Consider the following 23,818-nt stretch of genomic DNA (forward strand, 5'->3'; position numbering starts at 1 on the left):
CTCGCCGCAGGCTCAACCGCGGGCGAGAAGCACCATCCGGATCAGTTCCGACAGTCCGCGGGCGCCGGTCTTGGACATGACATTGGCGCGGTAGACCTCCACCGTCCGGGGGCTGATCCCCAGCTCATGGGCGATGACCTTGTTGAGCTTGCCCTCGACGACGCCTTCGAGCACTTCGGTCTCCCGGGGGGAGAGGCCGTCCAGCACCGAGCGGATGCGTTCGCGCTCCGGATCCTCCTCCGTCGCCTGCGGCGAGTTCGCAAGGGCGCTCTGGATGGCCGCCAGCAGGGCGTCCTCTTCGAACGGCTTCTCCAGGAAATCGACCACGCCGGCTTTCATCGCCTCCACCGCCAGCGGCACGTCGCCGTGGCCGGTGATGACGATCACGGGGTGCGGCGCGCCGACGGACCGGAGGCGCCGGACGAGCTCCAGCCCCGTCATCTCGGGCATGCGGATGTCGGTGACCACAACGCCGGCTTCGACCTGCGAGAGGACCTCCAGAAACTGCGGCGCCGATTCATAGGTGCGGGCGGCGAGGCCGGCGGTGTCGAGGAGGAAGGCGAGCGACTGGCGCATGGCCTCGTCGTCGTCGATCACGTGCACCACAGGTTCAGCCATCCAGCTCCTCCCTTCGAACCGCGCGCAGGGTGAACCGGAACACCGTGCCGCCGCCTTCATTCGGCTCGGCCCAGATCCGGCCGCCATGCGCCTCGACGATCGTTCTCGAGATCGACAGACCCACCCCCATACCGTGAGCCTTGGTGGTGACGAAAGGCTGGAAGAGCTGCTGAGCCATGCCGGGGTCGATGCCGGGGCCCGTGTCGGCCACCGCGACCTCGACCATGTCGCCCTCGGCGGGCGCCGTGGAGACGACAAGCTCCCGGCGGGGCGCGTCCTCCATGGCGTCGATGGCGTTGCGCATCAGGTTCAGGACCACCTGCTGGACCTGCACCTTGTCGGCCAGCACCAGGTCCAGCTTGTGGTCGAGGTTGAAGCGCAGGCGGACGCCGCGCTCCTTGGCCCCGATCATGGCCAGGGCGCCGGCCTCCTCGAGCAGCTGCGGCAGGTTCTCGATGCGCCGGTCAGCCTCGCCCTTGGCCACGAAGTCGCGCAGGCGGCGGATGATCTGGCCCGCGCGCAGGGCCTGCTCGGCGGCGTTGGACAGGGCGCCCTTGATCTTGGCGCGATCGGGCTCGGGCGCCTCCAGCAGGCGCTCCGATCCCTTCATGTAGTTGGCGATCGCCGAGAGCGGCTGGTTCAGCTCGTGCGCCAGGGCGGAGGCCATTTCGCCAAGCGCGGTGAGACGCGAGACGTGCACCAGCTCCGACTGCAGGTCCTGAACCCGCCGCTCGGCCGTCTGCCGCTCGGTCAGGTCGCGCACGAAGCCGGTGAAGAAGCGGTGCCCCATGGTCTCCATCTCCCCCACGGCCAGTTCCATGGGAAAGGTGGAGCCGTCCTTCCGCTCGCCGACCACCACGCGTCCGATGCCGATGATGCGGCGCTCGCCGGTCTGGTAGTAGCGCTCCAGATAGGCGTCGTGCTGCTCGCGATAGGGGCTCGGCATCAGGATGGAGACGTTGCGTCCGACCGCCTCGGACGCCGTCCAGCCGAAGAGCCGTTCGGCCGCGACGCTGAACGAGCGCATGATTCCGCGCTCGTCGATGACGATCATGGCGTCGGGGACGGTCTCCAGGATGGAGCGCAGCCGCGCCTCGCTCTCGGCCAGATGGACGACGGCCCGGGCGCCGTCCTCGGCGCGCTTCTGGTGGAAATGTCCGGCGGCCGCGATGCCGAGGCCGGCGAACAGGAAAAGGGCGGCCTCCAGCAGGTTGGCGCGATCGGCCACAAGGGCTGCGCCGTTGAGGGCTCCCACGGCGGCCAGCCCTGCGAGCGTCGCCATCATCGCCGGACCGAAGCCCCCCGCCAGGCCCCCGACGACCGCGGCCGGCAGCAGGACCACGAACAGGGTCCGGGCGCCGATGACGGGGAGGGCGGCGATGTAGGCGAGGATGCAGAGGGCGACGGCCGCAGCCGCCCAGGCATAGCCCTGCCAGACCGGCGCACGATCGTTCTGAGCGAGCCTACTCAACCACTGCATCGATAGATGCGGTAGAAGCCACTCCACGGATTGGCAAGCCTAGTCTGGCGCGACCGGCGGCGCAGAGCCTCAGTTCTTGGAGCCGCCGGCCCAGAGGCTCACGCCGAGCAGAACGACGGCGAAGGTGGCGAACGTGGCGACGATCAGGCCGAGCATGAGGTCGTGAGCGGTCATCAGAATTCCCCCATGAGAGATGGATCTGCGGCGCAGAATTCCCACAATCGCTCTGGGGGCATATTCCGGAACGACGCCTAAGTAGGGCTACGGAGTCGGTGCGGCGGCCTGGGCGCCTTAGGCTTCGGCCAGGCCCCGCACAGCGGCGGAGCGGAGGGACTGACGTGGTGCGAAGAAGCCTTGCGATGCTGATCTGCGGCTTGAGCCTGGCCGCCTGCGCCGGCGGCGGAGATCTTGCGCCCGCGCCCCTGTCGCCGGCGGCGGAGCGCGGCCAGCAGTTCGCCGCACGCGCCTGCGCCGGATGCCACGCCTTCGCCGCGCCGGCGCGGAGCCCCAACACCGCCGCGCCGTCGTTCGCCGTAATCCGCCTTCGCCACAACGAGGTCGCTCTGGAGCGGACGCTCGAACGCATCGCGCGCGAGGGGCATGGAGAAATGCCGCCGATCTACATCACCTCGGCGGAGATCGAGGATCTCGTGGCCTTCGTCGAGTCGCTCGAGCCGGTCGCGCAGCTCGACGGGCCGGGCGCGGCCGTTGTGCGGCTGACCGAGGGCGAGCGTCCCGGCCCCCGCAGCTGAGGCGAAGCGGCGTAGACCACCCCTAGGCTGTCGCTCCGCCGTCGCCTAAGCCCGTGGCATGTGCAACGCCTATGGCTTCAATGCGCCGATCAGCCGTCTGATCGACGTGTTCCGGCAACTCGACCTGCCCATGACCTGGGCTGAGGGCTCCGTGCCGAACCTGCCGCCTCGGGACCTGATCCGTCCGACCGATCCGGCGCCGGTTCTGCGCCCCCTGGCGCCGGCGGCGGCGGGCGAAGGCGTCGTCTTCTCGGAAATGCGGTGGTGGCTCGTGCCGTTCTTCCACAAGGGCGGCGTCAAGGACTGGAAGGCCCTGACCACCAACGCCCGCAGCGAATCCATCGATACGACCGCCACCTTCCGCGAACCGTACCGCCGACGCCGCTGCCTCGTGCCGGCCACCCACTTCTTCGAGTGGTCGCCGCTGGACCCGGCCAGGCCGAAGGGCCCCAAGACACGGTGGCGGGTCACGGCCGCCGGCGAGGAGATCTTCTTCTTCGCCGGGCTTTGGGACCGCGCCCGGCCGGCGGGACACGAGGGGGCGCTGGAGAGCTTCGCCCTGGCGACCTGCGCCGCCGGCGCCGACATGGCCCCCCACCATCCGAGACAGCCGGTGATCCTGACCGGCCGGCAGGCTGTCGACTGGCTGCGGTTGGACGGACCGGGCAAGGCCCTCCTTTCGCCCTCGCCGGCCGGGACGTTGCACGTCGCGGCCGACTGAGGGCGGCGCAGCCCTCAGTGCTGGCTGTGCCGTTCGCTGGGCTGGGCGATGCCCGAAAGGGCGGCCGAGGCGCGCTGAGCGTGGCCGTCGCCCGCCTTGCTGATGTCGCCGATGGAGATCATGCCGACCAGCCGCTTGTCGCGATTGACCACCGGCAAGCGGCGCACCTGCAGGTCGCTCATCTGGAGGGCCACGTCGTCGAGGTCGGCGTCGTCGTAGCAGTAGAGCACATCCTGGCTCATCACCTCGCGCACCTCGGTCTCGGGCCCTCGGCCTTCGCCGACGCCGCGGACGGCGATGTCCCGGTCGGTGACCATGCCGATCAGCCGGTCGTTCTCGCCCACGGGAAGTATGCCGGCGTCGATCTCGGCCATGGTCTGCGCGGCCTGGCGGACCGTATCCTCCGGCGCGCAGACCCGCACGTCGGTGCTCATGCATTGGCTGACGTTCATGTCGTCGCCTCCTTGAATCGTCATGTGTTTTCAGCCCCGTGCAGACAACCCGGCGCACGGACGTGGGTTCGAACTGGGCCGCAAAGAAATCGCGCGGACGTCCCGAAAGGCGGCAACGGCAGAGCCGGCCTGTCGGTTGGGAAGGGAGACATCCACCGCCAGAGGAGAGGTCGAATGACCAGCAAGCATCCGCAGTCCGGGCGCGAGCCCAACCCGCTTCCCGCCAACGATCTGGATTGTGATCCGGGGATCGGCCGCTCCAAGGGAACGACCCGGGCGGGGGAGGATCCCCACATCATATCCGGCGACCACACGGTCGAAGGCGATGTCGGCAACGACGCCAATCCGGCGGGCGGGGTCGATCCCAACCAGCGGGGCCGCACCAACCCCTGATCGCGCGCCGCCCCGACGCGGCCCCGCGGGTTCTCCGACCGGCGGGGCCGTTTCGCCGCCTGGACGCTCAGAAGCTCGCCATGCCCGCCAGGATGAGCGCCAGCAGCAGGACGCCGGCCGCGGCGACCCAGAAGACGGGCGGCAGCTTGACCCCGGGCCGGGCGGGCGAGCTGGGGTCGCGGTTCCCGTCCGGCGGAATGTTGGACGCCCGCCCCTCCGGCGCCTGGCGAGGCGCGCCCGCCGCCTCGGCGTCGGCGGAGGCGGAGGCTGCGCCGGGGTCGAAGGCCGGTTCGGCGGCGTTCGCATCTCGGCCCTTGGGGGCCAGGGGATCGGACATGTGACGGACCTTTCTTGTTTCGCGGTCGAGGGCCGGCCCTAGCGGCCGTCATCCTCTCCGCTGTGGTGTTCGACTCGGCCAAGCGCGACCTCCTCGTGGGAGAAGACCTCCTCCTGGCCGTCCATTTCGAGTTCGTCCCGCGACGGCGCGGCTTCGTCTTCCGCCTGGGCGAGGACGAGGCGCAGGGCGTCCAACTCCGTCGCCGCCGTGACAACGGCGCGTCTCAGCGGGCGGGCGTCGGCTCGCTCGCCCAGGCGGACCTCAATGACCCACTGCGTCGGCATGATCGGCTCCTCACAGGCTCGGCGGGGGTTCAACGGCTCAGGGCGTCCGAGGTTCTGGCCGTCGAGGCGCCGGAGCGCCGCGAGGCGGCGGCCGGCCGGCGCGTTCGGCCAGCAGTTCGGGCCTGCGGAGCTGCGCCTCGCCGTTGCGCAGCTCCAGCAATCCTTCCCGGCGAAGCTGCTGGAGGACGCGGTTTACGTGGACGATGCTCAGGGCCGTGACGTCGGCGACCGCTTCCTGGGTGAGCGGCATGGGGAAGCGGCGTTCGTCTCCCTGGCCGGCGAACGCCAGCCTGTCGCGCAGTTCCAGCAGCAGGTCGCAGATCCGCTCGGCGGCGTTGCGGCGTCCCAGCCGCATGATCTGGTCCAGCAGGCGCTGTTCATCCAGGGCCAGGCTCAGGTGCACGGCTTCGGCGAGGCCGGGCAGGGGTCTCGCCTCGTCGTTCAGCGTTGCGATCATCGCTCCCGCCCCGACCAGTTCGGCCGGCGTCAACGCCACCACGTCGCACAGGTCGAGGGGCCGGATCCGGGCCGACAGGCCCAGCGCGTCGCCCGGCACCAGCAGGCCCAGGATCTGCCGGCGTCCGTCCGGCAGGCGGCGCACACGGGCGGCCCAGCCGCTGATCAGGAATCCGGGCGGCGGCGCCTCGCCTTCCCGGGCCAGGGCGGCGCCGCCCGGGTGGCGGCTCAGGCGGTCCAGCCGGTTCAGCAGGCTCACGGCTTCGTCCTCGAGGGGCGACAGGCGCGAAAGCTTTGCGATGGCCGGCGAAAGCGCGCCGGCCGGCGGTCTGGGCATCCGACCGCTGGGGCTCATCTCCCGGCCCCGCCAAGCCTGGCTGTCGGAACCCACAGCATCGGGCGCCTGTTGGCCAGGGACGCAACGGAGGAACCACCATGCCTGAGAAGCATCCCAACACCCTGCGCTGGGGCGGGCCCGGCGCCAGTCACGAAGACCGCACCAAGCCGCCGCCGGACCCGACGGTGAAGGACGCCGAGGATCCCGATCACCTGGCGGCGCACAGCCAGGTCTCCGGCGGAGGCGGCGAGCGCGACGTCCATCATGGCCATGCGCCGGGGATGAAGCATGCGGGTCAGGCCTCCTCGGAGGAGAAGGCGCGCGAGCGGCGGGGCTGAGCCCCGTTCACGCCACCCCCTGCGGCAGGGCCATCGGCCGGCCAGCGGCCGCGCCGCCGCGGGCGGGGGCGTACCGCCGCACCATTGCGGCGCAGAATTCGGCATATTCTTCCGCCACTTGCGGCGGACTTGTGTGGTGCGGCTCGATGCCCCTGTGTTCGGGCGTGAAGCAGAAGGTGATGGTGGTTTCGAAGTCCTCCAACGCCTCCATCTGACGGTCGAACCAGCGAAGATAGTCGGGCCGGTAGCTGTCGGCCCAGGACAGGCCGGTGCGCACATGGCGCACGCCCAGGCGCTTCAGCCAGGCGACCGCCTCGTCCAGCCGGTGATCCTCGAAGTGGAACCACTGGCAGAGCCCAAGCTCGCCGGCGAAGGGGGCGAAGGCGTCCAGGGCCGGCTTCGGCGACCCGTCCTCGCGCAGGAGCCCCATGTGGAAGTGGCGGTAGTAGGACGAGCCCTCGGCCTCCCTGTGCCGGGTCGTGGCCTCCCACGCCTTGGGCAGGTCGTAGAGGCTGTACCAGTGGATGCGCGGGGCCTGGCCGATCAGCAGCCGGGCGGTCTTTTCCACGCCCCAGGCCTGCACCTCCTCGGACCCGAAGGCGGAGACGCCCACCTCGGTCACCCAGACCGGCTTGTCGGTGACGGCGCGGATCTCGGCGACCTTGGCCGGCCACTCGTCGATCTGCCAGAGGTTCCAGTCGAGCGGAAAGCCGTGGACCGCGACGACGTCGATCTCCTCCAGCGCGCCCTTGCCCTCCAGACGCTGCAGGAAGCTCGGATCGATCGGGGACATGCCGCCCAGCACGCGGGCGAGCCCGCTGTTCTCCGCGGCGACGGCCTGGCCGGCCAGTCGGGTCATCCGGGCGAACTGGTCCCATTCGGGGTCGAGGCTCGGATCCCAGTGGGACTTGTTGTTGGGCTCGTTCCAGATCTTCACGGCTTCGATCATGTTCGGGACCCTCCGTTCGTTGTTCAGGGACGCGCGGGATAGACAGCGCCGGCCTCGGTGGGGCGCTCAGTCCGGCGGCAGATGAAGACCTCGGCCTCCGGGTGATCGACGACCCGGAAGCCGGCGCTGCGCAGCATGGCCTCGGAGCAGGCCGCGTTCGGCGCCCACCAGTTCGTCCAGTCGCCGGCGTACTGGTGCTCGATGAAGTGCATCTTCGGATAGCCGGGCCGGTCGAAGTGGTCGGTCTCGAAGAAGTCGTAGTCGGCCGCCACCGGCTCGACCTGATCGGAGCCGCGCTGCATCGACTGGAAGACCAGCAGATCGTCCGCCACGTGCTCGTGGATGAGGTCGAGCGCCAGCAGAGGGTGGCGCAGGTGGTAGAGCACGCCCATGAAGATCACCAGATCGAAGCGCTCGCCCAGCCTGGCGAGGTCGTAGACCGATAGCTTGCGGAACTCGATCTCGACGTCGGCCACCTCCGCCGCCAGCCGCGCCTGGTCGAGATAGCGGTCGTCGAAGTCGATCCCCAGGACCCGGTCGGCGCCGCGACGCTTCATCTCCAGGGAGTAGAAGCCGGCGTTGCAGCCGATATCGAGCACGCTCTTGCCGGCCAGGTCGGCCGGTATGGCGTGCTCGAAGGCGCGGAACTTGTTGCGCGGATAGTCGTGCAGGAAGTGATCCGGCGCCGTCTGCACGCCGTTCAGGTCCATGTTGTGGAACCACTGGCCCAGTTCGGCCACCCGGGCGCGGATCTGGTCGGCGGACAGGTCAGTCATGGACAACCTCGTTCAGTCTCAGAAGGCGGGGCCCCGCGTCCGTCAGCTCCAGCGTCGTGATGGAGGCCGGGGCGATGTCGAAGCGGTCGTAGAAGTGCAGGGGCAGGCCCAGGACGTGGGCGACGGCGGCGCGGATGACGTCGGCGTGGCTCACCGCCGCGAGGGGGGCCTCGTCCTCGTCCGTCGCGCAGCGGGCGAGCCAGGCGGCCATTCGGGCCTGCGCCTGCGTCATGGCCTCGCCGCCGGGCGGGCGGGTCCGGCCTCGGTCGGCGTTCCAGGCGCGCCAGCGCGGATCGGCGTCAAGCGCTTCGAAGGCCGCGCCGGTCCACTCGCCGAAGTCGATCTCGTTCAGCGCCGGCTCGGTCTCGACCGCCGCGCCGCAGGCCTCGGCTATGGGCTCGGCGGTCTCGCGGGCCCGCTCCATGGGGCTCGCCAGCACGCGGGTCACGCCCAGGCCGGCCAGACGCCGCGCCAGCGCCTGCGCCTCGGCCCGGCCCTGGTCGCTCAGCCGCACGCCGGGCTGGCGTCCGCAGAGCCGGTGGCCCAGCGCGCCGTGAGCGGCGTGGCGCACCAGTCTCACCGTGCGGGGCCTCACGAGACCAGGCGCGGCGGGACGGCGTCGAGACCTGCGATGAAGCGCAGGGTGCGCTCGCGCGCCTCCTGGTCGGTGAACTGCTCGGGCGGCGACTTCATGAAGTAGGAGGAGGGGCCCACCAGCGGCCCGGACTCCCCGCGATCCAGGGCGAGCTTGGCGCAGCGGACGGCGTCGACCACCACGCCGGCGCTGTTGGGGCTGTCCCAGACCTCCAGCTTCAGCTCGATGTTCAGGGGCGCGCCGCCGAAGGTGGTGGCCTCCACCCGGATGTGCGCCCACTTGCGGTCGTCCAGCCAGGGAACGAAGTCGCTCGGGCCGATGTGGACCTGGTCGGTGTCCAGCAACTGGTCCATCTGGCTGGTCACGGCGCGGGTCTTGGAGATCTTCTTCGACTCCAGCCGCTCGCGCTCGAGCATGTTCTTGAAGTCGGTGTTGCCCCCGAAGTTGAGCTGATAGGTGCGGTCGACCCGCACGCCGCGCTCGCGCATCAGGTTGGCGATGGTGCGATGCAGGATCGTGGCCCCGACCTGGCTCTTGATGTCGTCGCCGACGATGGGCAGGCCGCGCTCGGCGAACCGACGCGCCCACTTCGGGTCCGAGGCGATGAAGACGGGGATGCAGTTGACGAAGGCGCAGCCGGCGGCCAGCGCCTGCTCGGCGTAGTACTCCGTGGCCCACTGCGACCCGACGGGAAGGTAGGAGACGAGGACATCCGTTCCGGTGCGGCGGAGCACCTCGGCGACGTCCTCCGCCGGCGCATCCGACTCCTCGATGTCTCCGGCCAGGTACTTGCCAAGGCCATCCAGCGTCGGCCCGCGCGCCACACGCACGCCCGTCGCCTCCGGCTCAGCGAAACGCATGGTGTTGTTGGGCCGGGTGAAGATCGCTTCGGAGACGTCCCGCCCCACCTTTCCGGCGTGGATGTCGAAGGCGGAGGCGATCTCCACGTCGCCGACGTGATAGCCGCCGAGCTCGACGGACATCAGGCCGGGCGGCGGCTCATTGGTCGAGGCGCCGGCATAGTGGCTGACGCCCTGCACGAAGGAAGAGGCGCAGTTTCCCACCCCGACGAGCCCGACCCGAACTTTTCCCTGAGGCATAGCAAGCTCCCGTCGTGGCCCCCGACGGAGGGCCGACAAGGCCCTAAAGCCATCTACAAAGCTCGCGGTTCCAGCGAAGCTAGAAACAAATGTGAATAACTCCGATACAACCAAGTTATAAGCTTCACCATTTCGGCGAGCGGTTTCCCTTTATCAGTCAAAGGAACTTCATGGCTCCGTTCAGAATTGTTGATGGGGGGCAGGAACTGACCGGTTGATGAAGATGTTGCTGCTGCGAAGTGGCAACCGGGAGTGGTGAGATGTCAGAAGCCAAGACCCTCACAAACCATGATGAGATCCGGACCTGGGCCGAGGAGCGAGGTGGTCGCCCGGCGAAGGTGAAGGACACTCAAGGAGAACAGGGCGGCGGAATCCTGCGGTTCGACTTCGGCGAGCGCGACGAGTCCCTGGAGGAGATCTCCTGGGAGGAGTTCTTCGACATCTTCGAGGATCGGAAGCTGGCCCTGCTTGAGCAGGACGAGACCGCCGGCGGCGAGACGAGCCGCTTCTCCAAGTTCATCGACCGCTGACGGTCGGAGCCCGCATGACAAAATCCGTACTGATCACCGGCGGCGCCGGCTTCGTCGGCCGCCACCTCGCCCGCGCCTTGCTTGACGAGGGCTGCAGCGTTCGCGTGTTCGACAGCCTCATCGAGCAGGTGCACCCCGATCGCGTCCGTCCTGCGGAACTCGACGGGGCGGTCGAACTGCAGGTGGGGGATATTCGCGACGAGGTCGCCGTACGCCAGGCGCTGAAGGGGGTCGACCAGGTGGTCCACCTCGCGGCCGAGGTGGGCGTCGGCCAGAGCATGTACGCGGTCGACCGCTACACCTCGGTTAACGACCTCGGCACCGCCGTCCTCTTCCAGCAGTTGATCGACCGGCCGGTGGAGCGCGTCGTGGTGGCCTCGTCCATGAGCATCTACGGCGAAGGCCTCTACCGCACCGCCGACGGAGAGCTGGTCGCCGACGTCGTCCGCAAGGGCCGCAACCCGGATGGCTCCTGGGACCCGCTGGACGCGGACGGCCGGCCCATGTCGCCGGCGCCGACGCCGGAATCCAAGACGCCGGCCCTGCGCAGCGTCTACGCCATCAACAAGTACGTGCAGGAGCGCCTGACGCTGACCCTGACCGCACAGTACGGAATGAAGGGCAGCGCCCTTCGGCTGTGGAACATCTACGGTCCGGGCCAGGCGCTTTCGAACCCCTATACGGGCGTGCTCGCCATCTTCGCCTCGCGGATCGCCAACGGGCAGCCGCCGATGATTTTCGAGGACGGTCAGCAGCAGCGCGACTTCGTTCACGTCTCCGACGTGGCGCGGGCCTTCATGCTGGCGCTGGAGAACGACGCCGCCGACGGCGAGGTGTTCAACATCGGCTCGGGCGAGAACCGCACGGTGGAGCAGGTGGCCCGGCTCCAGGCCGCGGCCATGGGCCGGCCGGATCTCGAGCCCGAAATCACCGGCAAGGCGCGTGCGGGCGACATCCGCCACAACGTCCCCGACCTGACCAAGGCCCGCGAGCAGCTCGGCTACGCGGCGCGGCAGGACTTCGCCGAGGGCCTGGAGGAGCTGGCCGAATGGGTGGCCCGGCAGGAGTCGAAGGATCGGGTCGCCGAGGCGCGGCGCGAGCTCGAGGCGCGGGGACTGGTGGCATGACCGGCTCGCGTGTGCTCGTCACCGGCGGCGCCGGCTTCATCGGCAGCAACCTGGCCGACCGCCTCGCGCGCGACGGCTGTGAGGTGGTGATCCTCGACACGCTCGCCCGTCCGGGTGTTGCGAAGAACCTGGAATGGCTGGAAGGCCGGCACGGCGACCGGATCGTGCGGATGACCGAGGACGTGCGCGACGCCGCCGCGGTGCGCCGCGCCGCCCAGGGCGTCGACGGCGTCTTCCACATGGCCGCCCAGGTGGCGGTCACCTCCAGCCTGGTCGACCCGCGCGAGGATTTCGAGGTCAACCTACTCGGCGGACTGAACGTGCTGGAGGCGGCTCGGCAAGAAAAGGCGCCGGTGATTTTCGCCAGCACGAACAAGGTCTACGGCGATCTTTCCGACATTCCGCTTGAACTGACCGACGACGGGTATCTGCCGGCCGATCCGGCGCTGCGCGCGACCGGGGTGGGCGAGTCCCGGCCCCTCGACTTCCACACGCCCTATGGCTGCTCCAAGGGCGGCGCCGACCAGTACGTGCTGGACTATGCGCGCAGCTTCGACCTGCCGACCTGCGTGCTGCGCATGAGCTGCATCTATGGTCCGCGCCAGATGGGGACCGAGGACCAGGGATGGGTCGCCCACTTCCTGATCCGCGCCCTGGCCGGCCAGCCGATCACCATCTTCGGAGACGGCCTGCAGGTGCGCGACATCCTCAACGTCGGCGACGCCGTCGAGGCCTATGTGGCCGCCTGGCGGCAGATCGAGGCGGTGAAGGGCCGCGCCTTCAACCTCGGCGGCGGGCCGGCCAATACGGTGAGCCTGCGGCGGATCCTCGCCTATATCGAGGAGGTGGTCGGCCGCCGGGTGGACCTCGTCTTCGAGGACTGGCGGACCGGCGACCAGCGCTACTTCGTGGCCGACACCCGGGACGTTCGTCGCACCTTGGGCCTGCCGGACCCGCTCGGCTGGCGCCAGGGCGTGGTCGAGCTCGCCCGCTGGCTGTCGGAAGAGGGCGCCGCCCGCGCCCGCACCGGGGTGGCGGCATGAGCACGCCGCCCAGTCGCCCGGCGCCCCGTCACGTCTTCATGATCGCCGACGCGGTCGGCGGCGTCTGGACCTATGTCGCCGACCTCGCCGCCGGCCTGGCGCAGGCGGGCGTTCGCACCACGCTCGCCGTCATCGGGCCTGCGCCGTCGCCCGGCCAGCTCGCCCTGTGCGCCGGCGTTCCGGGCCTCTCGCTGGTCGAGACGGGACTGACGCTGGACTGGATGGAGGACGAGCCGACGGCGATCGCCGCCGGCGGTCGCCGCCTGGCCGAACTGGCGCGGGCCAGCAGCGCCGATCTCGTCCACCTCAACAGCCCGGCCTTCGCCTCCGCCGGCGCCTTCGACCTGCCGGTGGTCGGCGCCTGTCACTCCTGCCTCGCCACCTGGTGGGCGGCCGTGAAGGGCGGCGCGATGCCTGACGACTTCCGCTGGCGGACCCGCGTCCTGGCCGAGGGCTACCGCGCCTGCGACCGGCTGATCGCGCCCAGCGCCGCCTTCGCAGAGGCGACGTCGGCCGGCTATGGCGTCGACGTCGCCTCGGTCCGCAACGGTCGCTCCCGCGGGGGCCGCCTCGCCGGCGGCCAGAAGCGCGCCCACGTCCTCACTTCCGGCCGGCTGTGGGACGAGGGGAAGAACCTCGCCGCCCTGGACGCGGCGGCCGCGCGCATGCGGGGCGAGGTCCGCGCCGCTGGTCCGCTGACCGGGCCGGGCGGGGCCGCCGCGGCGGTCGGTTCCGTCCGCACGCTGGGCGCGCTCGACGCCGAGGCGATGACGGAGGCGCTGAACGCCGCCCAGGTCTTCGCCTCCCTGGCCCGATACGAGCCCTTCGGCCTCGGCGTGCTCGAGGCCGCCCAGGCCGGCTGTGCGCTGGTGCTTTCGGACATTCCCAGTTTCCGTGAACTCTGGCGCGGGGCTGCGATCTTCGTTCGTCCGGACGACACCGCCGAGGCCGCCGCCGTCATGGACGCCCTGCTGGCCGATCCGGACGAAGCCCGTCGCCTTGGCGCGCTCGCCGCCGAGCGGGCGGCGGCCTGCACGGTCGAGGCCATGACCCAGGGGACGCTCGCCGCCTACGCCCAGGCGCTGGCGCCGCGATTGGCGGGAGCGGCGGCATGAAGGTCGTCTACTTCACCCATTCGCTCGCCTCCTGCTGGAACCACGGCAACGCCCACTTCCTGCGCGGCGTCCTGCGCGAACTGATCGCCCGGGGGCATGAGGTCGCCGCCTATGAGCCGGAGGACGCCTGGAGCCTCTCCAACCTTCTGGCCGATCACGGCGGGGCGGGCCTGCAACCCTGGCTCAACAGCTATCCGGAGTTGAACACCCGCCGCTACGCCGCGCAGGGCTTCGACGTCGCCGCGGCCTGCCAGGACGCCGACCTCGTCATCGTGCACGAGTGGAACGATCCGGCGCTCGTTGCGGCCGTGGGGCGCCTGCGCCGTCGCGGCGCGCGGTTCACGCTGCTCTTCCACGACACCCATCACCGCGCGGTCAGCGAGCCGGAGGGGATCAAGGCCTTCGACCTCGCCGACTATGACGGCGTGCTCGCCTTCGGCGAAACCCTGGCCGAGGTCTACCGCCGCTGGGGCTGGGGCGACCGCGTCTTCGTCTGGCACGAGGCGGCGGACATTCGGCTGTTCCATCCGCCGGAGGTCGAGCGCGAGCGCCAGGGCCTCGTCTGGATCGGCAACTGGGGCGACGGCGAGCGCACCCGCGAGATCGAGGACTTCCTGCTCGCGCCGGCGCGCGAAGCGGGCCTCACGCTCGACATCCACGGCGTCCGCTATCCGCCCGAGGCGCTGACCATGCTGCGGCGCTACGGCGCCCGCCACCGCGGCTGGATCGCCAATGCGCGCGCGCCGGAGGTGTTCGCGAGCCACATGGCGACCGTGCACGTGCCGCGTCGGTTCTATTCGACGAAGCTGCCCGGCATTCCCACCATCCGCGTCTTCGAGGCCCTGGCCTGCGGCATTCCGCTGGTCTCCGCGCCCTGGGAGGACAGCGAAGACCTGTTCCGCCCGGGCGAGGATTTCCTGACGGCCCGGGACGGCGCGGAGATGACCGCCCGCCTGCGCGACCTGCGCGAGGATGTCGACCTGCGCCGGGCGCTCGCCGCCAAGGGCCTCGCCGCCATCCGGGCGCGGCACACCTGCGCCCACAGAGTCGATGAGCTGCTGGCGGTGGCGGAGCGTCTCGGCGGTCCCATCGCCAACCCCCAACCTGATCTGGAGCACGCCCTGTGAAACTGGCCTTCTACGGATCGAGCCTGCTGTCGGCCTACTGGAACGGCGCGGCCACCTACTACCGCGGCATGTTGTCGGAACTGGCCCGGCATGGCTGGGAGGTGACCTTCTACGAGCCCGACGCCTTCGAGCGTCAGAGCCATCGGGACATGGAGCCGCCGGAGTGGGCGAGGGTGGTGGTCTACGACGCCGCGCCCGAGGCCTGCGCCCGGGTCATGGCCGAGGCCGCGCAGGCCGATGTGGTGGTGAAGGCGAGCGGCGTCGGCGTGTTCGACGACGAACTGCTGGAGGTCTTCCAGATCGCCCCGCCCCATGCCGTGCGCATCTTCTGGGACGTGGACGCGCCCGCGACCCTGGCGGACCTCAAGGCGAACCCGGAGCGCCCGCTGCGCCAGGTCCTGCCGGACCTCGATGCGGTGCTCACCTATGGCGGCGGGCCGCCGGTCGTGAACGCCTATGAGAGCCTCGGCGCGCGTCTCTGCCGCCCGATCTACAACGCGCTGGATCCGGCGACGCACCATCCGGCGCCGGCCGATCGCCGGTTCGAGAGCGACCTCGCCCTCCTGGCCAACCGGCTGCCCGACCGCGAAACACGCATCGAGCAGTTCTTCCTGGAGCCCGCCCGCCGCCTGCCGCTGCAGAAGTTCCTGCTGGGCGGCAACGGCTGGGGCGACAAATCCCTGCCGGCGAACGTACGCGCCATCGGCCATGTGGGGACGGGCGACCACAACGCCTTCAACTGCACGCCGCGCGCGGTCCTGAACGTCGCCCGCGACAGCATGGCCGAGGTCGGCTTCTCGCCGGCCACCCGGGTCTTCGAGGCCGCCGGCGCCGGCGCCTGCCTGATCACCGACGCCTGGGAAGGGATCGAGCTCTTTCTCGAGCCGGGCCGCGAGGTGCTGGTCGCCCGCGACGGGCAGGACGTGGCCGATCACCTGTCCGGTCTGACGGCGGAGCGGGCGGCGCAGATCGGCGAGGCGGCCCGCGCCCGCATCCTCGACGGCCACACCTATGCGCAGCGCGCCGTGGAGGTCGACGCCCTGCTGCGAAGACTGCGCGCCGTCCGCGCCGAAAGGAGCGCCGCATGAGCCGCCGTCTGAAAATCGTGGTCCTGGGGCTCAGCCTCTCCTCGTCCTGGGGCAACGGCCACGCCACCACCTATCGGAGCCTTCTCAAGGCCTTGGCCGCCCGCGGGCACGAGATCCTGTTCCTCGAGCGGAACGTCCCCTGGTACGCGGAGAACCGCGACCTGACCAATCCGGACTACTGCTGGCTCGCCTTCTACGAGGACCTGGCGGGTCTGGAGCGGTGGCGCCGCGAGGTGGCCTCGGCCGATGCGGTGATCGTCGGTTCCTTCACGCCCGAGGGCGTGGCCGTCGGCCGCTGGGCCATGGAGGCCGCGAGCGGGCCGGTGGCCTTCTACGACATCGACACGCCCGTCACCCTCGGTAAGCTCCTCCGCGGCGATGTCGAGTATCTCTCGCCCGAGCAGGTCGCCCAGTACGACCTCTATCTCTCCTTCACGGGCGGCCCGACGCTCACGCGGCTGGAGCGGGACTACGGCTCGCCGGCCGCACGGGCCCTCTACTGCTCGGCCGACGCCGAGATCTACCAGCCGACGGGCGCCGCGAGGCGATGGGATCTGTCCTACCTCGGCACCTACAGCCCCGACCGCCAGCCCGTGCTCGACCGGCTGCTCCTGCAGGCGGCCCGGGCGGCGCCGGAGCTCAACTTCTGCGTCGCCGGTCCGCAGTATCCCCGCGACATCGACTGGCCGGCCAATGTCGAGCGGCTGGAGCATGTCGCCCCGGCCGATCACCCCGACTTCTATTCGGCCAGCCGCTTCACCCTGAACGTGACGCGCGCCGACATGGTCGCCGCCGGCTATGCGCCCAGCGTGCGCCTGTTCGAGGCCGGCGCCTGCGGCTGTCCGATCATCTCCGACGTCTGGACTGGGCTCGACACCCTGTTCCGGCCGGAGGAGGAGATCGTTCTCGCCGAAACGGCCGAGGACACGCTGGCCGCCCTGCGGGCCGGCGACGACGTCCGCGCCGGCCTGGCTGAAGGCGCCCGACGACGCGTGCTCGACGCCCACACCTCCCACCACCGCGCCGAGACCCTGGAGACCGAGCTCCTCGCCGCCATCGAGCGGCGCGTGAGCCGACCCAGCGCCGCCGCGGCTTCCCACACCCCCGTCAGCACCAGTGAGACGCTCACCACCATGAAGAAGAAGCAGCAACGGGTTCTTGTCGCCGGCGGCGCCGGCTTCCTCGGTTCGCACCTCTGCGACCGTCTCCTGTCGGAGGGCGCCCAGGTCGTCTGCCTCGACAACCTGCAGACCGGCAGCCTCGACAATCTGGAACGGGCGCTCGCCCATCCTGACTTCGAGTTCGTCAAGGCCGACATCGTCGACCCGCTGCCGAGCCGCCTCGCGAGGCGGAGGTTCGACCGCATCTACAATCTGGCCTGCGCGGCGTCGCCGCCGCTCTATCAGGCCGATCCCGAGCACACCCTGCTGACCAGCGTGGTCGGCACGCGCCACCTGCTGCAACTGGCCGAGACCTGCGGCGCCCGCTTCCTGCTGGCCTCCACCAGCGAGATCTACGGCGATCCGGAAGTCCACCCGCAGCCGGAGACCTACTGGGGCAACGTCAACTCCACCGGCCCCCGCGCCTGCTACGACGAGGGCAAGCGCTGCGCCGAGACGCTGAGCTTCGATTTCGACCGCGCCGGCCGCGGCGAGGTGCGGGTGGCCCGCATCTTCAACACCTATGGCCCGCGTCTCTCGGCCGCCGACGGCCGGGTGGTGTCGAACCTGGTGAGCCAGGCGCTCGCCGAGGCGGACATCACCGTCTTCGGCGACGGCAGCCAGACGCGCTCCTTCTGCTATGTCGACGACCTGGTGGGCGGTCTGATCGCCCTGATGGAGCACGACGGTCCGCAGCCGGGTCCGGTCAATCTGGGCAATCCCACCGAGCTGACCGTGCGCGAACTGGTCGAGGTGATCCTGGCCATCACCGGCTCGGAATCCGAAGTCGTCTTCCGGCCGCTGCCGGTGGACGATCCCAGGCGCCGCCGCCCCGACATCTCCAAGGCCGCCGATGTGCTCGGCTGGAAGCCCACCACGCCCCTGGAGCAGGGCCTGAAGGCGACCATCGCCTGGTTCGACAGCCTGCCGGCCAAGCCCGCGGAAGCCGAAGACTCCGCCGCGCTCAGCGCCTGACCGCAGAAGGAGACGCCATGACCGTCCACGTGACGCAGAAGACCATGCGCGCCGCCGTCCTGACCGGACCGGGCCGTCTGGAGGTGCGGGAGGTCGAGACGCCGCAGGCCGGGCCCGGCCAGGTCCGCATCCGCCTGGAGGGCTGCGGTGTCTGCGCCTCCAACCTGACGCCCTGGGAAGGCCCGGAATGGATGCAGTTCCCCACGCCGCCGGGCGGCCTGGGCCACGAAGGCTGGGGCGTGATCGACCAGGTGGGGCAGAGGGTGAAGGGCCTGAAGGTCGGCGACCGCGTCGCCGCGCTCTCCCACAATTCCTATGCCGAGTTCGACGTCGCCGATCAGGGCGCCGTGGTGCGCCTGCCGCCCGAACTCGACGGCCAGCCCTTTCCGGGCGAGCCCCTGGGCTGCGCCATGAACATCTTCCGCCGTTGTGAGATCGAGGCCGGGCAGACGGTCGCCATCGTCGGGATCGGCTTCCTGGGCGCCATCCTCACGCGGCTGGCGGCGGAGGCCGGGGCGCGGGTCATCGCCATCTCGCGCCGGGACTTCTCTCTCGATCTTGCGCGGCGCATGGGCGCGGCCGAGACCATCCCCATGGACGACCACTATCGGATCATCGGCCAGGTGAAGGACCTCACCGGCGGCCTCTTCTGCGACCGGGTGATCGAGGCGGTCGGCAAGCAGTGGCCGCTCGACCTCGCCGCCGAACTCACGCGGGAACGGGGTCGCCTCATCATCGCAGGTTACCACCAGGACGGCCCTCGGCAGGTGAACATGCAGCTCTGGAACTGGCGCGGCCTCGACGTGGTCAACGCCCACGAGCGCGACCCCGCCGTCTATGCCCAAGGCGTGCGCGACGCGGTGGCGGCCATCGTCTCCGGCCGCCTCGACCCGCGTCCGCTCTACAGCCACACCTACGGCCTCGAGGAGCTGGACCAGGCGCTGGACGCCACGCGCGACCGGCCCGGCGATTTCCTCAAGGCTCTGGTGACCTTCCCATGAGCGAGCTTGCACCCCCGGAGCCGCGCGAACGGCGGCCCCCGGCCGCGGGCGCACGGACGGCCCGTCTCGGCTTCGTCGGCGTGGGCTGGATCGGCCGCAACCGAATGGAGGCCATGCTGGCGACAGGCCTCGCCGAGGCGGTCGCCATACTCGACGCCGACGATGCGACGGCCGCGGAGGCCTGCCGCCTTGCGCCGGACGCCCGCCGCGCCGGCGGTTTCGACGAGCTCCTGGCCATGGATCTGGACGGCGTGGTCATCGCCACCCCCAGCGCCCTGCATGCCGAGCAGGCCATCGGCGCGCTGCAGGCCGGCAAGGCGGTGTTCTGTCAGAAGCCGCTGGGACGCACGGCCGCCGAGGTCGAGGCCGTGCTCGCCGCCGCGCGTCGGGCCGACCGCCTGCTGGGCGTCGACATGTCCTATCGGTTCACCGAAGGGATGGCCAAGATCCGCGACCTGGTCGGCTCGGGCGAGCTGGGGGCCGTTCACGCCGTGGATCTGACCTTCCACAACGCCTATGGCCCGGACAAGCCGTGGTTCTACGATCCGGCGCTCTCAGGCGGCGGCTGCGTGATGGATCTGGGCGTCCATCTCGTGGATCTGGCGCTGTGGACGCTGGCGCCGGCGAGGGTGGTCGACGTCTCCGCCGACCTCTTCGCCGAGGGGCGTCCGCTCATCGATTCTGAGGGCCGCACCGAGGATTTCGCGCTGGCCACCCTGAGGCTCGACACCGGGGCGGTGGTGCGGCTGGCCTGTTCCTGGCGGCTGCCGGCGGGCCAGGATGCGGTGATCGGCGCCGCGTTTTACGGCCCTGAGGGCGGGGCGGCGTTCCGCAACGTGAACGGCTCCTTCTACGACTTCACCGCCGAACGCTTTCGCGGCACCGCGCGTGAGACGTTGGCCCTTCCGCCGGACGCCTGGGGCGGGCGGGCCGCCGCCCACTGGGCGCGCCGCCTGGCGGCTGGGGCTCGGTTCGATCCGGCGATGGAAGACGTGCTGGCCGCCGCCCAGGTGCTGGACCGCATCTACGGGCGGTGAGCGCCCGATCTTCGCCCAAAGAAAAAGGGCCGGCGCAAGCGCCGGCCCTTCTCGTCATTGCGTCTGAGGCTCGCCCTTAGGCGGCTTGCAGGTTCGCAGCCGACATCTTGCCGTTGCGCGCGTCGCGCTGCAGCTCGAAGTCGATCTTCTGACCTTCGTGGAGCGAGGCCATGCCCGCGCGCTCGACGGCCGAGATGTGCACGAACACATCAGCGCCGCCGTCGTCGGGTTGAATGAAGCCGAAGCCCTTTTGGCCGTTGAACCACTTAACGGTGCCGGTAGCCATGTCTTGATCCCTTTCCGGGTCGAGTATTCAAACGCCCGCGAATGGGCGAAAGATCAAATTTTCGGAGAGGTCGAGATGTCCAGTGGCATATGGCCCGAAGGCGGTGCTGGAGCTTAGGCGAGCCAAAACGATATTCGATGCCTGCTTTTTCGCACGAAGCGCGTCGACGATGCAAGAAATATTTCCAGATGGCGCCGGACGCGCGGTGAAAATACCTCTATTTTGTTCGCTCAATCGTCATTTCCGCTGCTGAAATCGCCGCCGGCGACTTCGCGCGGACACTCAAGGGAGCAGCATATGCGCGAGACCCCCGATCGCATGGTCTTCACCGTGGCGCGCCACGACGGGCAGTGGGCCGTGGAGCATGACGGCGCCTATTCGGACCACAGCCGCGACAAGGAAGAAGCCAAGGCCGCCGCCAACAAGCGGGCCCGAGCGGCCCAGGATCAGGGCCGCCCCTGCCAGGTCCGCGTCAGCGGCGAACACGGCTTCTTCGCCACGCCGTAGCCGGAAAGGCTAGCGCGCGCCGTCGGTCGAGGTGTTGTGGGCGGCGCCGCTCGGCTGAGTCGACTGGTCGGTCTCGATCTGAGAGCCGACGCCGCCCACCTCGTCATAGTCGGGCGTCTGGCCGGCCGGTCCGCCGGGCAGGGCGGGCGTCGTCGGCGTTTCGGCGGCCCCGGCGTCATCGGTCGTGACCAGACCCGCGGCGCCTTCGCCGGGATAGGTGGGCGCGGCCCCGCCGTCCAGCCGGTCGCCGGCCTCGGTCTGGTCCTGTCCGCCACAGGCGGCCAGGGCCCCGCCAAGGGCCAGGACGGCGGCGAAGGCGGCGGCGCGGTTGAGACGTCGATCGGTCATGGATGTCCTCCTGCTACAGCCAAGCAATGCCGCAGCCGACCTGCCGGTTCCGCTCCGCGCCGCCGGTCGATCAGTTGGCCATGGCTTCCAGTTCCTCGCCGCCAACCTCGCGCACCATGGCCAGGTGCTTCTCGATCTTCTCGGCGGCTTGCGCGGCGATCGGCTTCAGCACCTCGCTGTCGCCGGCCTCGGCGTACTCGCTGTGCAGGGTGAGCGCTTCGAGGTGCGCGGCCAGCTGCTGGTGAAGATAGGCCAGGTCGAAGGTGTCGGCGCTGGCGGCCTGCAGGTTGTCGATCATGCCCTGGCGCCGCTCGTCCATCTGCTCGGGCAGGGTGACGTTCTCCTCCAGCTGAGCCTGAGGTAGGGCGGCCTCCATCTGCGAGGCCATGGTCCGGTGATCGCTGATGATCATCTGGGCCAGTTCGCGGACCCGTGCGTCCTGCCCCTTCTCCAGAGCGATCTCGGCGGCGCGGATTTCGTACATGTCGGCGATGTGGGCCGCCGGCACATAGGTCTCGGCCTGCAGTCCGCCGACCACGGCCGAGGCCATGCCGACGCCCGTCGAGGCGACGTCCTGGACGGCGTTCACCGGCGGCGTCTGGCCGAGGTCCTCGTTGTCCTGACATCCAGCCAACAGCAGGGCCGCGGTCGCCGAGGCGGTGAGGATCATAGATTTCATGTCGGTCTCCTGAATAACCCTCGGCCACAACCGGGCAGAGCGGCTCAGGTTCCGAGACAGTCTTGCGCCGATCCTCAGTACGACCGTGGCAGACCCAGGACGTGCTCGGCGAGATAGGCCAGGATCAGGTTCGTCGAGATTGGGGCCACCTGATAGAGCCGCGTCTCGCGAAACTTGCGCTCGACATCGTACTCCTCGGCGAAGCCGAAGCCGCCGTGGGTCTGGACGCACATGTCGGCCGCCGCCCAGGACGCCTCCGAGGCCAGCATCTTGGCCATGTTGGCCTCTTCCCCGGCCGGCTCGCCGGCCTCGTAGCGGGCGGCGGCCTCATAGGTCATCAGCTTGGCGGCGCGGACCTGGGCGTAGGCGCGGGCGATGGGGAACTGGACGCCCTGGTTCTGGCCGATGGGCCGACCGAAAACGACGCGGGCCCTGGCGTAGTCCCGGGCCTTCTCCACGAACCAGCGACCGTCGCCGACACACTCGGCGGCGATCAGGATGCGCTCGGCGTTCATGCCGTCGAGGATGTAGCGGAAGCCCTTGCCTTCCTCGCCGATCAGGGAGGCGGCGGGGATCTCCAGGTCGTCGAAGAAGACCTCGGTCGTGGCGTGGTTGAACATGGTGCGGATCGGCTTGATCGTCAGGCCGCGGCCGACGGCCTGGCGCATGTCCACCAGGAAAACGGAAAGGCCCTCCGTCTTCTTCGCCGCCTGGTCCTTCGGGGTCGTGCGGGCCAGCAGCACCATCAGGTCGGAATGCTCGGCCCGGCTGGTCCAGACCTTCTGGCCGTTGACGACATAGACATCGCCCTTGCGGACAGCCTGTGTGGCGATGGAGGTGGTGTCGGTGCCCGCCGTCGGCTCTGTGACGCCGAAGGCCTGCAGGCGCAGCTCGCCCGAGGCGATCCCCGGCAGCCACTGGCGCTTTTGCGCTTCGCTCCCATGCCGCAGAAGGGTGCCCATGGTGTACATCTGGGCGTGAACCGCCGCGGCGTTGCAGCCGCTCGCGTGGATCTCCTCCAGGATCGCCGCGGCCGCCGACAGGCCAAGGCCGCTGCCGCCATAGGCTTCGGGGATCAGGACGCCCAGCAGGCCGGCCTCGGTCAGGGCCTGCACGAACTCGGCCGGATAGGCGCGTTCGCGGTCACGCGCACGCCAGTACTCGCCGGGGAAGCGGGCGCAGAGCCTGCGCACCGTGTCGAGTACGCCGTCCAGTTGGTCCCGCTCCATCGCCGCCTCCCGTCGCTTGTCTTGCGGACATAGAGGAGGGGGGCGGGGGAGGGGAAGCCGGACGTGACGGAAGCCTATTCGGGTTTCAGCGGACGCGCGTCCGGGCTGTGGTCGAGGCTGACGGGCGGAAGCTCGAAGGCGCGGATCACGCCGGTGGGCCGGTTGATGGCGTACATCACGCGGCCCGGTGCGGTGCGGTCCCAGGCGATGGCCTGGCCCGCGGCGTCTATGGCGATCGTGGCCACATGGATGAGGGTCGGGCCCATCACCGGCCTGGCCAGCACATAGAGTTCCGGGCGGTCATGGCCGAAGACGTAGAGGAGGCCGTCGGGACCGAGCACCCCGCCCGAGGCCGCGTGCGGCGCCATCCGCGCCAGCACGCTCGCCGGCAGGGCGTAGCCGCCGGTCCGCCGCCACTGGGCGTCGTAGAAGACCACGCCGGCATAGGCGGCGTCCTTGTATGGCAGGCCGCCGTCCTCGTTGTAGTGGGCGTAGCCGGCGATCCAGCCCTGGCCGAAGCGCTCGAAGAAGGTCAGCGATCCCTCGTCGAGTATGCCCAGGCTGTGGCTCGCGGCATGGGTCATGGTGGCGGTGTCGAACACCTCGACCGAACTCGCCATCGGCACGAGCGGGAAGTTGGAGTTGGCGCACCACAGCTTCCCCGCCTCGGCGAAGCAGGAATTGATGTGGCGGATCAGGCCCTCCCGCGGCGCGGCCCAGCGGCCGACGCGCGCGCCGGTCGCCTTGTCGTACTTGCCGATCACGGTGTTGACGATGGCGTAGACGTGGTCGGCGTCGACGGCCACGCCCTGCCGGGCCTCCGGCGCGGCGTATTCGCGGATCATCTTCGCCTGCAGCTCGACCACCGGCGGCGGCGCATAGACCGGCGGGCGCTCCGAGGCGACGGGCTGGGCGAGCGCAGACCCCGCGGCGGCGAACAGGGCGGCGGCGAGCGCGGCGCGGACAAGCGGGGTCATG

At 70.2% G+C, this 23,818-nt stretch carries 29 protein-coding genes; 14 read left to right on the forward strand and 15 right to left on the reverse strand.

Annotated elements, in window-relative coordinates; translation table 11 throughout:
- Positions 1–12 precede the first annotated feature (12 nt).
- Positions 13–618, reverse strand: a complete 606-nt coding sequence (fixJ, locus tag H2041_RS08945) for a response regulator FixJ (RefSeq protein WP_293411784.1) — start codon at positions 616–618, stop codon at positions 13–15.
- The gene (locus H2041_RS08950; RefSeq protein ID WP_293411996.1) at positions 611–1,903 is read right to left on the reverse strand and encodes a PAS domain-containing sensor histidine kinase; all 1,293 of its coding nucleotides are present in this window, start codon (positions 1,901–1,903) and stop codon (positions 611–613) included. Before H2041_RS08950 ends, fixJ begins: the two co-directional genes overlap by 8 nt.
- A 554-nt stretch (positions 1,904–2,457) precedes the next feature.
- On the opposite strand from H2041_RS08950, the gene H2041_RS08955 reads away from it, so the two are divergent.
- Together H2041_RS08955 and H2041_RS08960 are read left to right on the forward strand one after the other, a co-directional pair.
- The gene (locus H2041_RS08955; RefSeq protein WP_293411785.1) at positions 2,458–2,850 is read left to right on the forward strand and encodes a cytochrome c; all 393 of its coding nucleotides are present in this window, start codon (positions 2,458–2,460) and stop codon (positions 2,848–2,850) included.
- Positions 2,851–2,908: 58 nt separating this feature from the next.
- A complete protein-coding gene (locus tag H2041_RS08960) occupies positions 2,909–3,571 on the forward strand; it encodes an SOS response-associated peptidase (protein ID WP_293411786.1) in 663 nt (220 codons plus the stop codon).
- Positions 3,572–3,585: 14 nt separating this feature from the next.
- Here the strand turns inward: H2041_RS08960 and H2041_RS08965 are convergent, their stop codons facing one another.
- Positions 3,586–4,023 carry a CBS domain-containing protein gene (locus H2041_RS08965; RefSeq protein WP_293411788.1) on the reverse strand — a complete coding sequence of 146 codons (438 nt, stop codon included), beginning with the start codon at positions 4,021–4,023 and terminating at the stop codon, positions 3,586–3,588.
- A 174-nt stretch (positions 4,024–4,197) separates the two neighbouring features.
- Between H2041_RS08965 and H2041_RS08970 the strand changes: the two genes are divergently transcribed.
- Positions 4,198–4,416, forward strand: a complete 219-nt coding sequence (locus tag H2041_RS08970) for a hypothetical protein (protein WP_293411790.1) — start codon at positions 4,198–4,200, stop codon at positions 4,414–4,416.
- A gap of 67 nt (positions 4,417–4,483) precedes the next feature.
- Here the strand turns inward: H2041_RS08970 and H2041_RS08975 are convergent, their stop codons facing one another.
- The 3 genes from H2041_RS08975 to H2041_RS08985 are packed head-to-tail and all read right to left on the reverse strand — an operon-like array spanning position 4,484 to position 5,830.
- Positions 4,484–4,753: a hypothetical protein gene (locus H2041_RS08975; RefSeq protein WP_293411792.1), complete on the reverse strand. Its 270-nt coding sequence runs from the start codon at positions 4,751–4,753 to the stop codon at positions 4,484–4,486.
- Positions 4,754–4,791: 38 nt separating this feature from the next.
- Complete coding sequence (locus tag H2041_RS08980) at positions 4,792–5,037, reverse strand: hypothetical protein (RefSeq protein ID WP_293411794.1); 246 nt, start codon at positions 5,035–5,037, stop codon at positions 4,792–4,794.
- Between the two features lie 37 nt (positions 5,038–5,074).
- The gene (locus H2041_RS08985; protein ID WP_293411796.1) at positions 5,075–5,830 is read right to left on the reverse strand and encodes a Crp/Fnr family transcriptional regulator; all 756 of its coding nucleotides are present in this window, start codon (positions 5,828–5,830) and stop codon (positions 5,075–5,077) included.
- A gap of 98 nt (positions 5,831–5,928) precedes the next feature.
- On the opposite strand from H2041_RS08985, the gene H2041_RS08990 reads away from it, so the two are divergent.
- Positions 5,929–6,168 (forward strand): hypothetical protein, encoded by a 240-nt coding sequence (locus H2041_RS08990; protein WP_293411798.1) that lies wholly within the window; start codon positions 5,929–5,931, stop codon positions 6,166–6,168.
- 7 nt (positions 6,169–6,175) lie between these two features.
- Here H2041_RS08990 and H2041_RS08995 read toward each other — a convergent pair whose 3' ends face one another.
- From H2041_RS08995 to H2041_RS09010, 4 genes are read right to left on the reverse strand one after another with little or no spacing between them, the layout of a single operon-like run.
- Positions 6,176–7,117 (reverse strand): beta-xylosidase, encoded by a 942-nt coding sequence (locus tag H2041_RS08995; RefSeq protein WP_293411800.1) that lies wholly within the window; start codon positions 7,115–7,117, stop codon positions 6,176–6,178.
- Between the two features lie 23 nt (positions 7,118–7,140).
- Positions 7,141–7,893 (reverse strand): TIGR04290 family methyltransferase, encoded by a 753-nt coding sequence (locus H2041_RS09000; protein ID WP_293411802.1) that lies wholly within the window; start codon positions 7,891–7,893, stop codon positions 7,141–7,143.
- Entirely contained in the window at positions 7,886–8,464 is a 579-nt protein-coding gene (locus tag H2041_RS09005) for a histidine phosphatase family protein (protein ID WP_293411804.1), read from the reverse strand. The genes H2041_RS09000 and H2041_RS09005 overlap by 8 nt, the downstream gene beginning before the upstream one ends.
- A gap of 20 nt (positions 8,465–8,484) precedes the next feature.
- The gene (locus H2041_RS09010; RefSeq protein WP_293411806.1) at positions 8,485–9,588 is read right to left on the reverse strand and encodes an inositol-3-phosphate synthase; all 1,104 of its coding nucleotides are present in this window, start codon (positions 9,586–9,588) and stop codon (positions 8,485–8,487) included.
- 260 nt (positions 9,589–9,848) lie between these two features.
- Here H2041_RS09010 and H2041_RS09015 point away from each other — a divergent pair, with 260 nt between their 5' ends.
- Genes H2041_RS09015 through H2041_RS09055 form a run of 9 tightly spaced genes read left to right on the forward strand, consistent with a single transcriptional unit; the run spans position 9,849 to position 19,791 of the window.
- Positions 9,849–10,118 carry a hypothetical protein gene (locus H2041_RS09015; protein ID WP_293411808.1) on the forward strand — a complete coding sequence of 90 codons (270 nt, stop codon included), beginning with the start codon at positions 9,849–9,851 and terminating at the stop codon, positions 10,116–10,118.
- 14 nt (positions 10,119–10,132) lie between these two features.
- Positions 10,133–11,245 (forward strand): NAD(P)-dependent oxidoreductase, encoded by a 1,113-nt coding sequence (locus H2041_RS09020; RefSeq protein WP_293411810.1) that lies wholly within the window; start codon positions 10,133–10,135, stop codon positions 11,243–11,245.
- Positions 11,242–12,288, forward strand: a complete 1,047-nt coding sequence (locus H2041_RS09025) for an SDR family NAD(P)-dependent oxidoreductase (protein ID WP_293411812.1) — start codon at positions 11,242–11,244, stop codon at positions 12,286–12,288. The genes H2041_RS09020 and H2041_RS09025 overlap by 4 nt, the downstream gene beginning before the upstream one ends.
- Positions 12,285–13,403 carry a glycosyltransferase family 4 protein gene (locus H2041_RS09030; protein ID WP_293411814.1) on the forward strand — a complete coding sequence of 373 codons (1,119 nt, stop codon included), beginning with the start codon at positions 12,285–12,287 and terminating at the stop codon, positions 13,401–13,403. Before H2041_RS09025 ends, H2041_RS09030 begins: the two co-directional genes overlap by 4 nt.
- Complete coding sequence (locus H2041_RS09035) at positions 13,400–14,530, forward strand: glycosyltransferase (RefSeq protein ID WP_293411815.1); 1,131 nt, start codon at positions 13,400–13,402, stop codon at positions 14,528–14,530. Before H2041_RS09030 ends, H2041_RS09035 begins: the two co-directional genes overlap by 4 nt.
- A complete protein-coding gene (locus H2041_RS09040; protein ID WP_293411816.1) occupies positions 14,527–15,618 on the forward strand; it encodes a glycosyltransferase in 1,092 nt (363 codons plus the stop codon). The genes H2041_RS09035 and H2041_RS09040 overlap by 4 nt, the downstream gene beginning before the upstream one ends.
- Entirely contained in the window at positions 15,615–17,753 is a 2,139-nt protein-coding gene (locus tag H2041_RS09045) for a bifunctional glycosyltransferase/UDP-glucuronate decarboxylase (protein WP_293411817.1), read from the forward strand. Before H2041_RS09040 ends, H2041_RS09045 begins: the two co-directional genes overlap by 4 nt.
- A 17-nt stretch (positions 17,754–17,770) precedes the next feature.
- Positions 17,771–18,754 (forward strand): zinc-binding dehydrogenase, encoded by a 984-nt coding sequence (locus H2041_RS09050; RefSeq protein WP_293411818.1) that lies wholly within the window; start codon positions 17,771–17,773, stop codon positions 18,752–18,754.
- Positions 18,751–19,791 carry a Gfo/Idh/MocA family oxidoreductase gene (locus H2041_RS09055; protein WP_293411819.1) on the forward strand — a complete coding sequence of 347 codons (1,041 nt, stop codon included), beginning with the start codon at positions 18,751–18,753 and terminating at the stop codon, positions 19,789–19,791. Before H2041_RS09050 ends, H2041_RS09055 begins: the two co-directional genes overlap by 4 nt.
- A 76-nt stretch (positions 19,792–19,867) precedes the next feature.
- Here H2041_RS09055 and H2041_RS09060 read toward each other — a convergent pair whose 3' ends face one another.
- Positions 19,868–20,077, reverse strand: coding sequence for a cold-shock protein (locus H2041_RS09060; protein WP_293411820.1), 210 nt, complete (start codon positions 20,075–20,077; stop codon positions 19,868–19,870).
- A gap of 297 nt (positions 20,078–20,374) precedes the next feature.
- Here H2041_RS09060 and H2041_RS09065 point away from each other — a divergent pair, with 297 nt between their 5' ends.
- A complete protein-coding gene (locus H2041_RS09065; protein WP_293411821.1) occupies positions 20,375–20,584 on the forward strand; it encodes a DUF2188 domain-containing protein in 210 nt (69 codons plus the stop codon).
- Positions 20,585–20,593: 9 nt separating this feature from the next.
- Here the strand turns inward: H2041_RS09065 and H2041_RS09070 are convergent, their stop codons facing one another.
- From H2041_RS09070 to H2041_RS09085, 4 genes are all read right to left on the reverse strand, one after another.
- A complete protein-coding gene (locus H2041_RS09070) occupies positions 20,594–20,932 on the reverse strand; it encodes a hypothetical protein (RefSeq protein WP_293411822.1) in 339 nt (112 codons plus the stop codon).
- A 70-nt stretch (positions 20,933–21,002) separates the two neighbouring features.
- Positions 21,003–21,611, reverse strand: a complete 609-nt coding sequence (locus H2041_RS09075; RefSeq protein WP_293411823.1) for a DUF4142 domain-containing protein — start codon at positions 21,609–21,611, stop codon at positions 21,003–21,005.
- A 74-nt stretch (positions 21,612–21,685) separates the two neighbouring features.
- Complete coding sequence (locus tag H2041_RS09080; RefSeq protein WP_293411824.1) at positions 21,686–22,840, reverse strand: acyl-CoA dehydrogenase family protein; 1,155 nt, start codon at positions 22,838–22,840, stop codon at positions 21,686–21,688.
- Positions 22,841–22,914: 74 nt separating this feature from the next.
- Positions 22,915–23,817, reverse strand: a complete 903-nt coding sequence (locus H2041_RS09085) for a hypothetical protein (RefSeq protein ID WP_293411825.1) — start codon at positions 23,815–23,817, stop codon at positions 22,915–22,917.
- Between the last annotated feature and the right edge of the window lies 1 nt (position 23,818).

The sequence above is a fragment of the Phenylobacterium sp. genome, from assembly GCF_013911965.1.
Classification (GTDB): domain Bacteria; phylum Pseudomonadota; class Alphaproteobacteria; order Caulobacterales; family Caulobacteraceae; genus Phenylobacterium.

Excerpts from the sequence above, each read along its gene's own strand:
- H2041_RS09065 (WP_293411821.1), top strand. The coding sequence starts at position 20,375 with ATGCGCGAGACCCCCGATCGCATGGTCTTCACCGTGGCGCGCCACGAC.
- H2041_RS09035 (WP_293411815.1), top strand. The coding sequence starts at position 13,400 with ATGAAGGTCGTCTACTTCACCCATTCGCTCGCCTCCTGCTGGAACCAC.
- H2041_RS09045 (WP_293411817.1), top strand. The coding sequence starts at position 15,615 with ATGAGCCGCCGTCTGAAAATCGTGGTCCTGGGGCTCAGCCTCTCCTCG.
- H2041_RS08975 (WP_293411792.1), bottom strand. The coding sequence starts at position 4,753 with ATGTCCGATCCCCTGGCCCCCAAGGGCCGAGATGCGAACGCCGCCGAA.
- H2041_RS08995 (WP_293411800.1), bottom strand. The coding sequence starts at position 7,117 with ATGATCGAAGCCGTGAAGATCTGGAACGAGCCCAACAACAAGTCCCAC.
- H2041_RS08985 (WP_293411796.1), bottom strand. The coding sequence starts at position 5,830 with ATGCCCAGACCGCCGGCCGGCGCGCTTTCGCCGGCCATCGCAAAGCTT.
- H2041_RS08980 (WP_293411794.1), bottom strand. The coding sequence starts at position 5,037 with ATGCCGACGCAGTGGGTCATTGAGGTCCGCCTGGGCGAGCGAGCCGAC.
- H2041_RS09020 (WP_293411810.1), top strand. The coding sequence starts at position 10,133 with ATGACAAAATCCGTACTGATCACCGGCGGCGCCGGCTTCGTCGGCCGC.
- H2041_RS09015 (WP_293411808.1), top strand. The coding sequence starts at position 9,849 with ATGTCAGAAGCCAAGACCCTCACAAACCATGATGAGATCCGGACCTGG.
- H2041_RS09055 (WP_293411819.1), top strand. The coding sequence starts at position 18,751 with ATGAGCGAGCTTGCACCCCCGGAGCCGCGCGAACGGCGGCCCCCGGCC.
- H2041_RS09000 (WP_293411802.1), bottom strand. The coding sequence starts at position 7,893 with ATGACTGACCTGTCCGCCGACCAGATCCGCGCCCGGGTGGCCGAACTG.
- H2041_RS09025 (WP_293411812.1), top strand. The coding sequence starts at position 11,242 with ATGACCGGCTCGCGTGTGCTCGTCACCGGCGGCGCCGGCTTCATCGGC.
- H2041_RS09010 (WP_293411806.1), bottom strand. The coding sequence starts at position 9,588 with ATGCCTCAGGGAAAAGTTCGGGTCGGGCTCGTCGGGGTGGGAAACTGC.
- H2041_RS08960 (WP_293411786.1), top strand. The coding sequence starts at position 2,909 with ATGTGCAACGCCTATGGCTTCAATGCGCCGATCAGCCGTCTGATCGAC.
- H2041_RS09080 (WP_293411824.1), bottom strand. The coding sequence starts at position 22,840 with ATGGAGCGGGACCAACTGGACGGCGTACTCGACACGGTGCGCAGGCTC.
- H2041_RS09070 (WP_293411822.1), bottom strand. The coding sequence starts at position 20,932 with ATGACCGATCGACGTCTCAACCGCGCCGCCGCCTTCGCCGCCGTCCTG.
- H2041_RS09060 (WP_293411820.1), bottom strand. The coding sequence starts at position 20,077 with ATGGCTACCGGCACCGTTAAGTGGTTCAACGGCCAAAAGGGCTTCGGC.
- H2041_RS09050 (WP_293411818.1), top strand. The coding sequence starts at position 17,771 with ATGACCGTCCACGTGACGCAGAAGACCATGCGCGCCGCCGTCCTGACC.
- H2041_RS08990 (WP_293411798.1), top strand. The coding sequence starts at position 5,929 with ATGCCTGAGAAGCATCCCAACACCCTGCGCTGGGGCGGGCCCGGCGCC.
- H2041_RS09085 (WP_293411825.1), bottom strand. The coding sequence starts at position 23,817 with ATGACCCCGCTTGTCCGCGCCGCGCTCGCCGCCGCCCTGTTCGCCGCC.
- H2041_RS08950 (WP_293411996.1), bottom strand. The coding sequence starts at position 1,903 with ATGATGGCGACGCTCGCAGGGCTGGCCGCCGTGGGAGCCCTCAACGGC.
- fixJ (WP_293411784.1), bottom strand. The coding sequence starts at position 618 with ATGGCTGAACCTGTGGTGCACGTGATCGACGACGACGAGGCCATGCGC.
- H2041_RS08965 (WP_293411788.1), bottom strand. The coding sequence starts at position 4,023 with ATGAACGTCAGCCAATGCATGAGCACCGACGTGCGGGTCTGCGCGCCG.
- H2041_RS09075 (WP_293411823.1), bottom strand. The coding sequence starts at position 21,611 with ATGAAATCTATGATCCTCACCGCCTCGGCGACCGCGGCCCTGCTGTTG.
- H2041_RS08970 (WP_293411790.1), top strand. The coding sequence starts at position 4,198 with ATGACCAGCAAGCATCCGCAGTCCGGGCGCGAGCCCAACCCGCTTCCC.
- H2041_RS08955 (WP_293411785.1), top strand. The coding sequence starts at position 2,458 with ATGCTGATCTGCGGCTTGAGCCTGGCCGCCTGCGCCGGCGGCGGAGAT.
- H2041_RS09030 (WP_293411814.1), top strand. The coding sequence starts at position 12,285 with ATGAGCACGCCGCCCAGTCGCCCGGCGCCCCGTCACGTCTTCATGATC.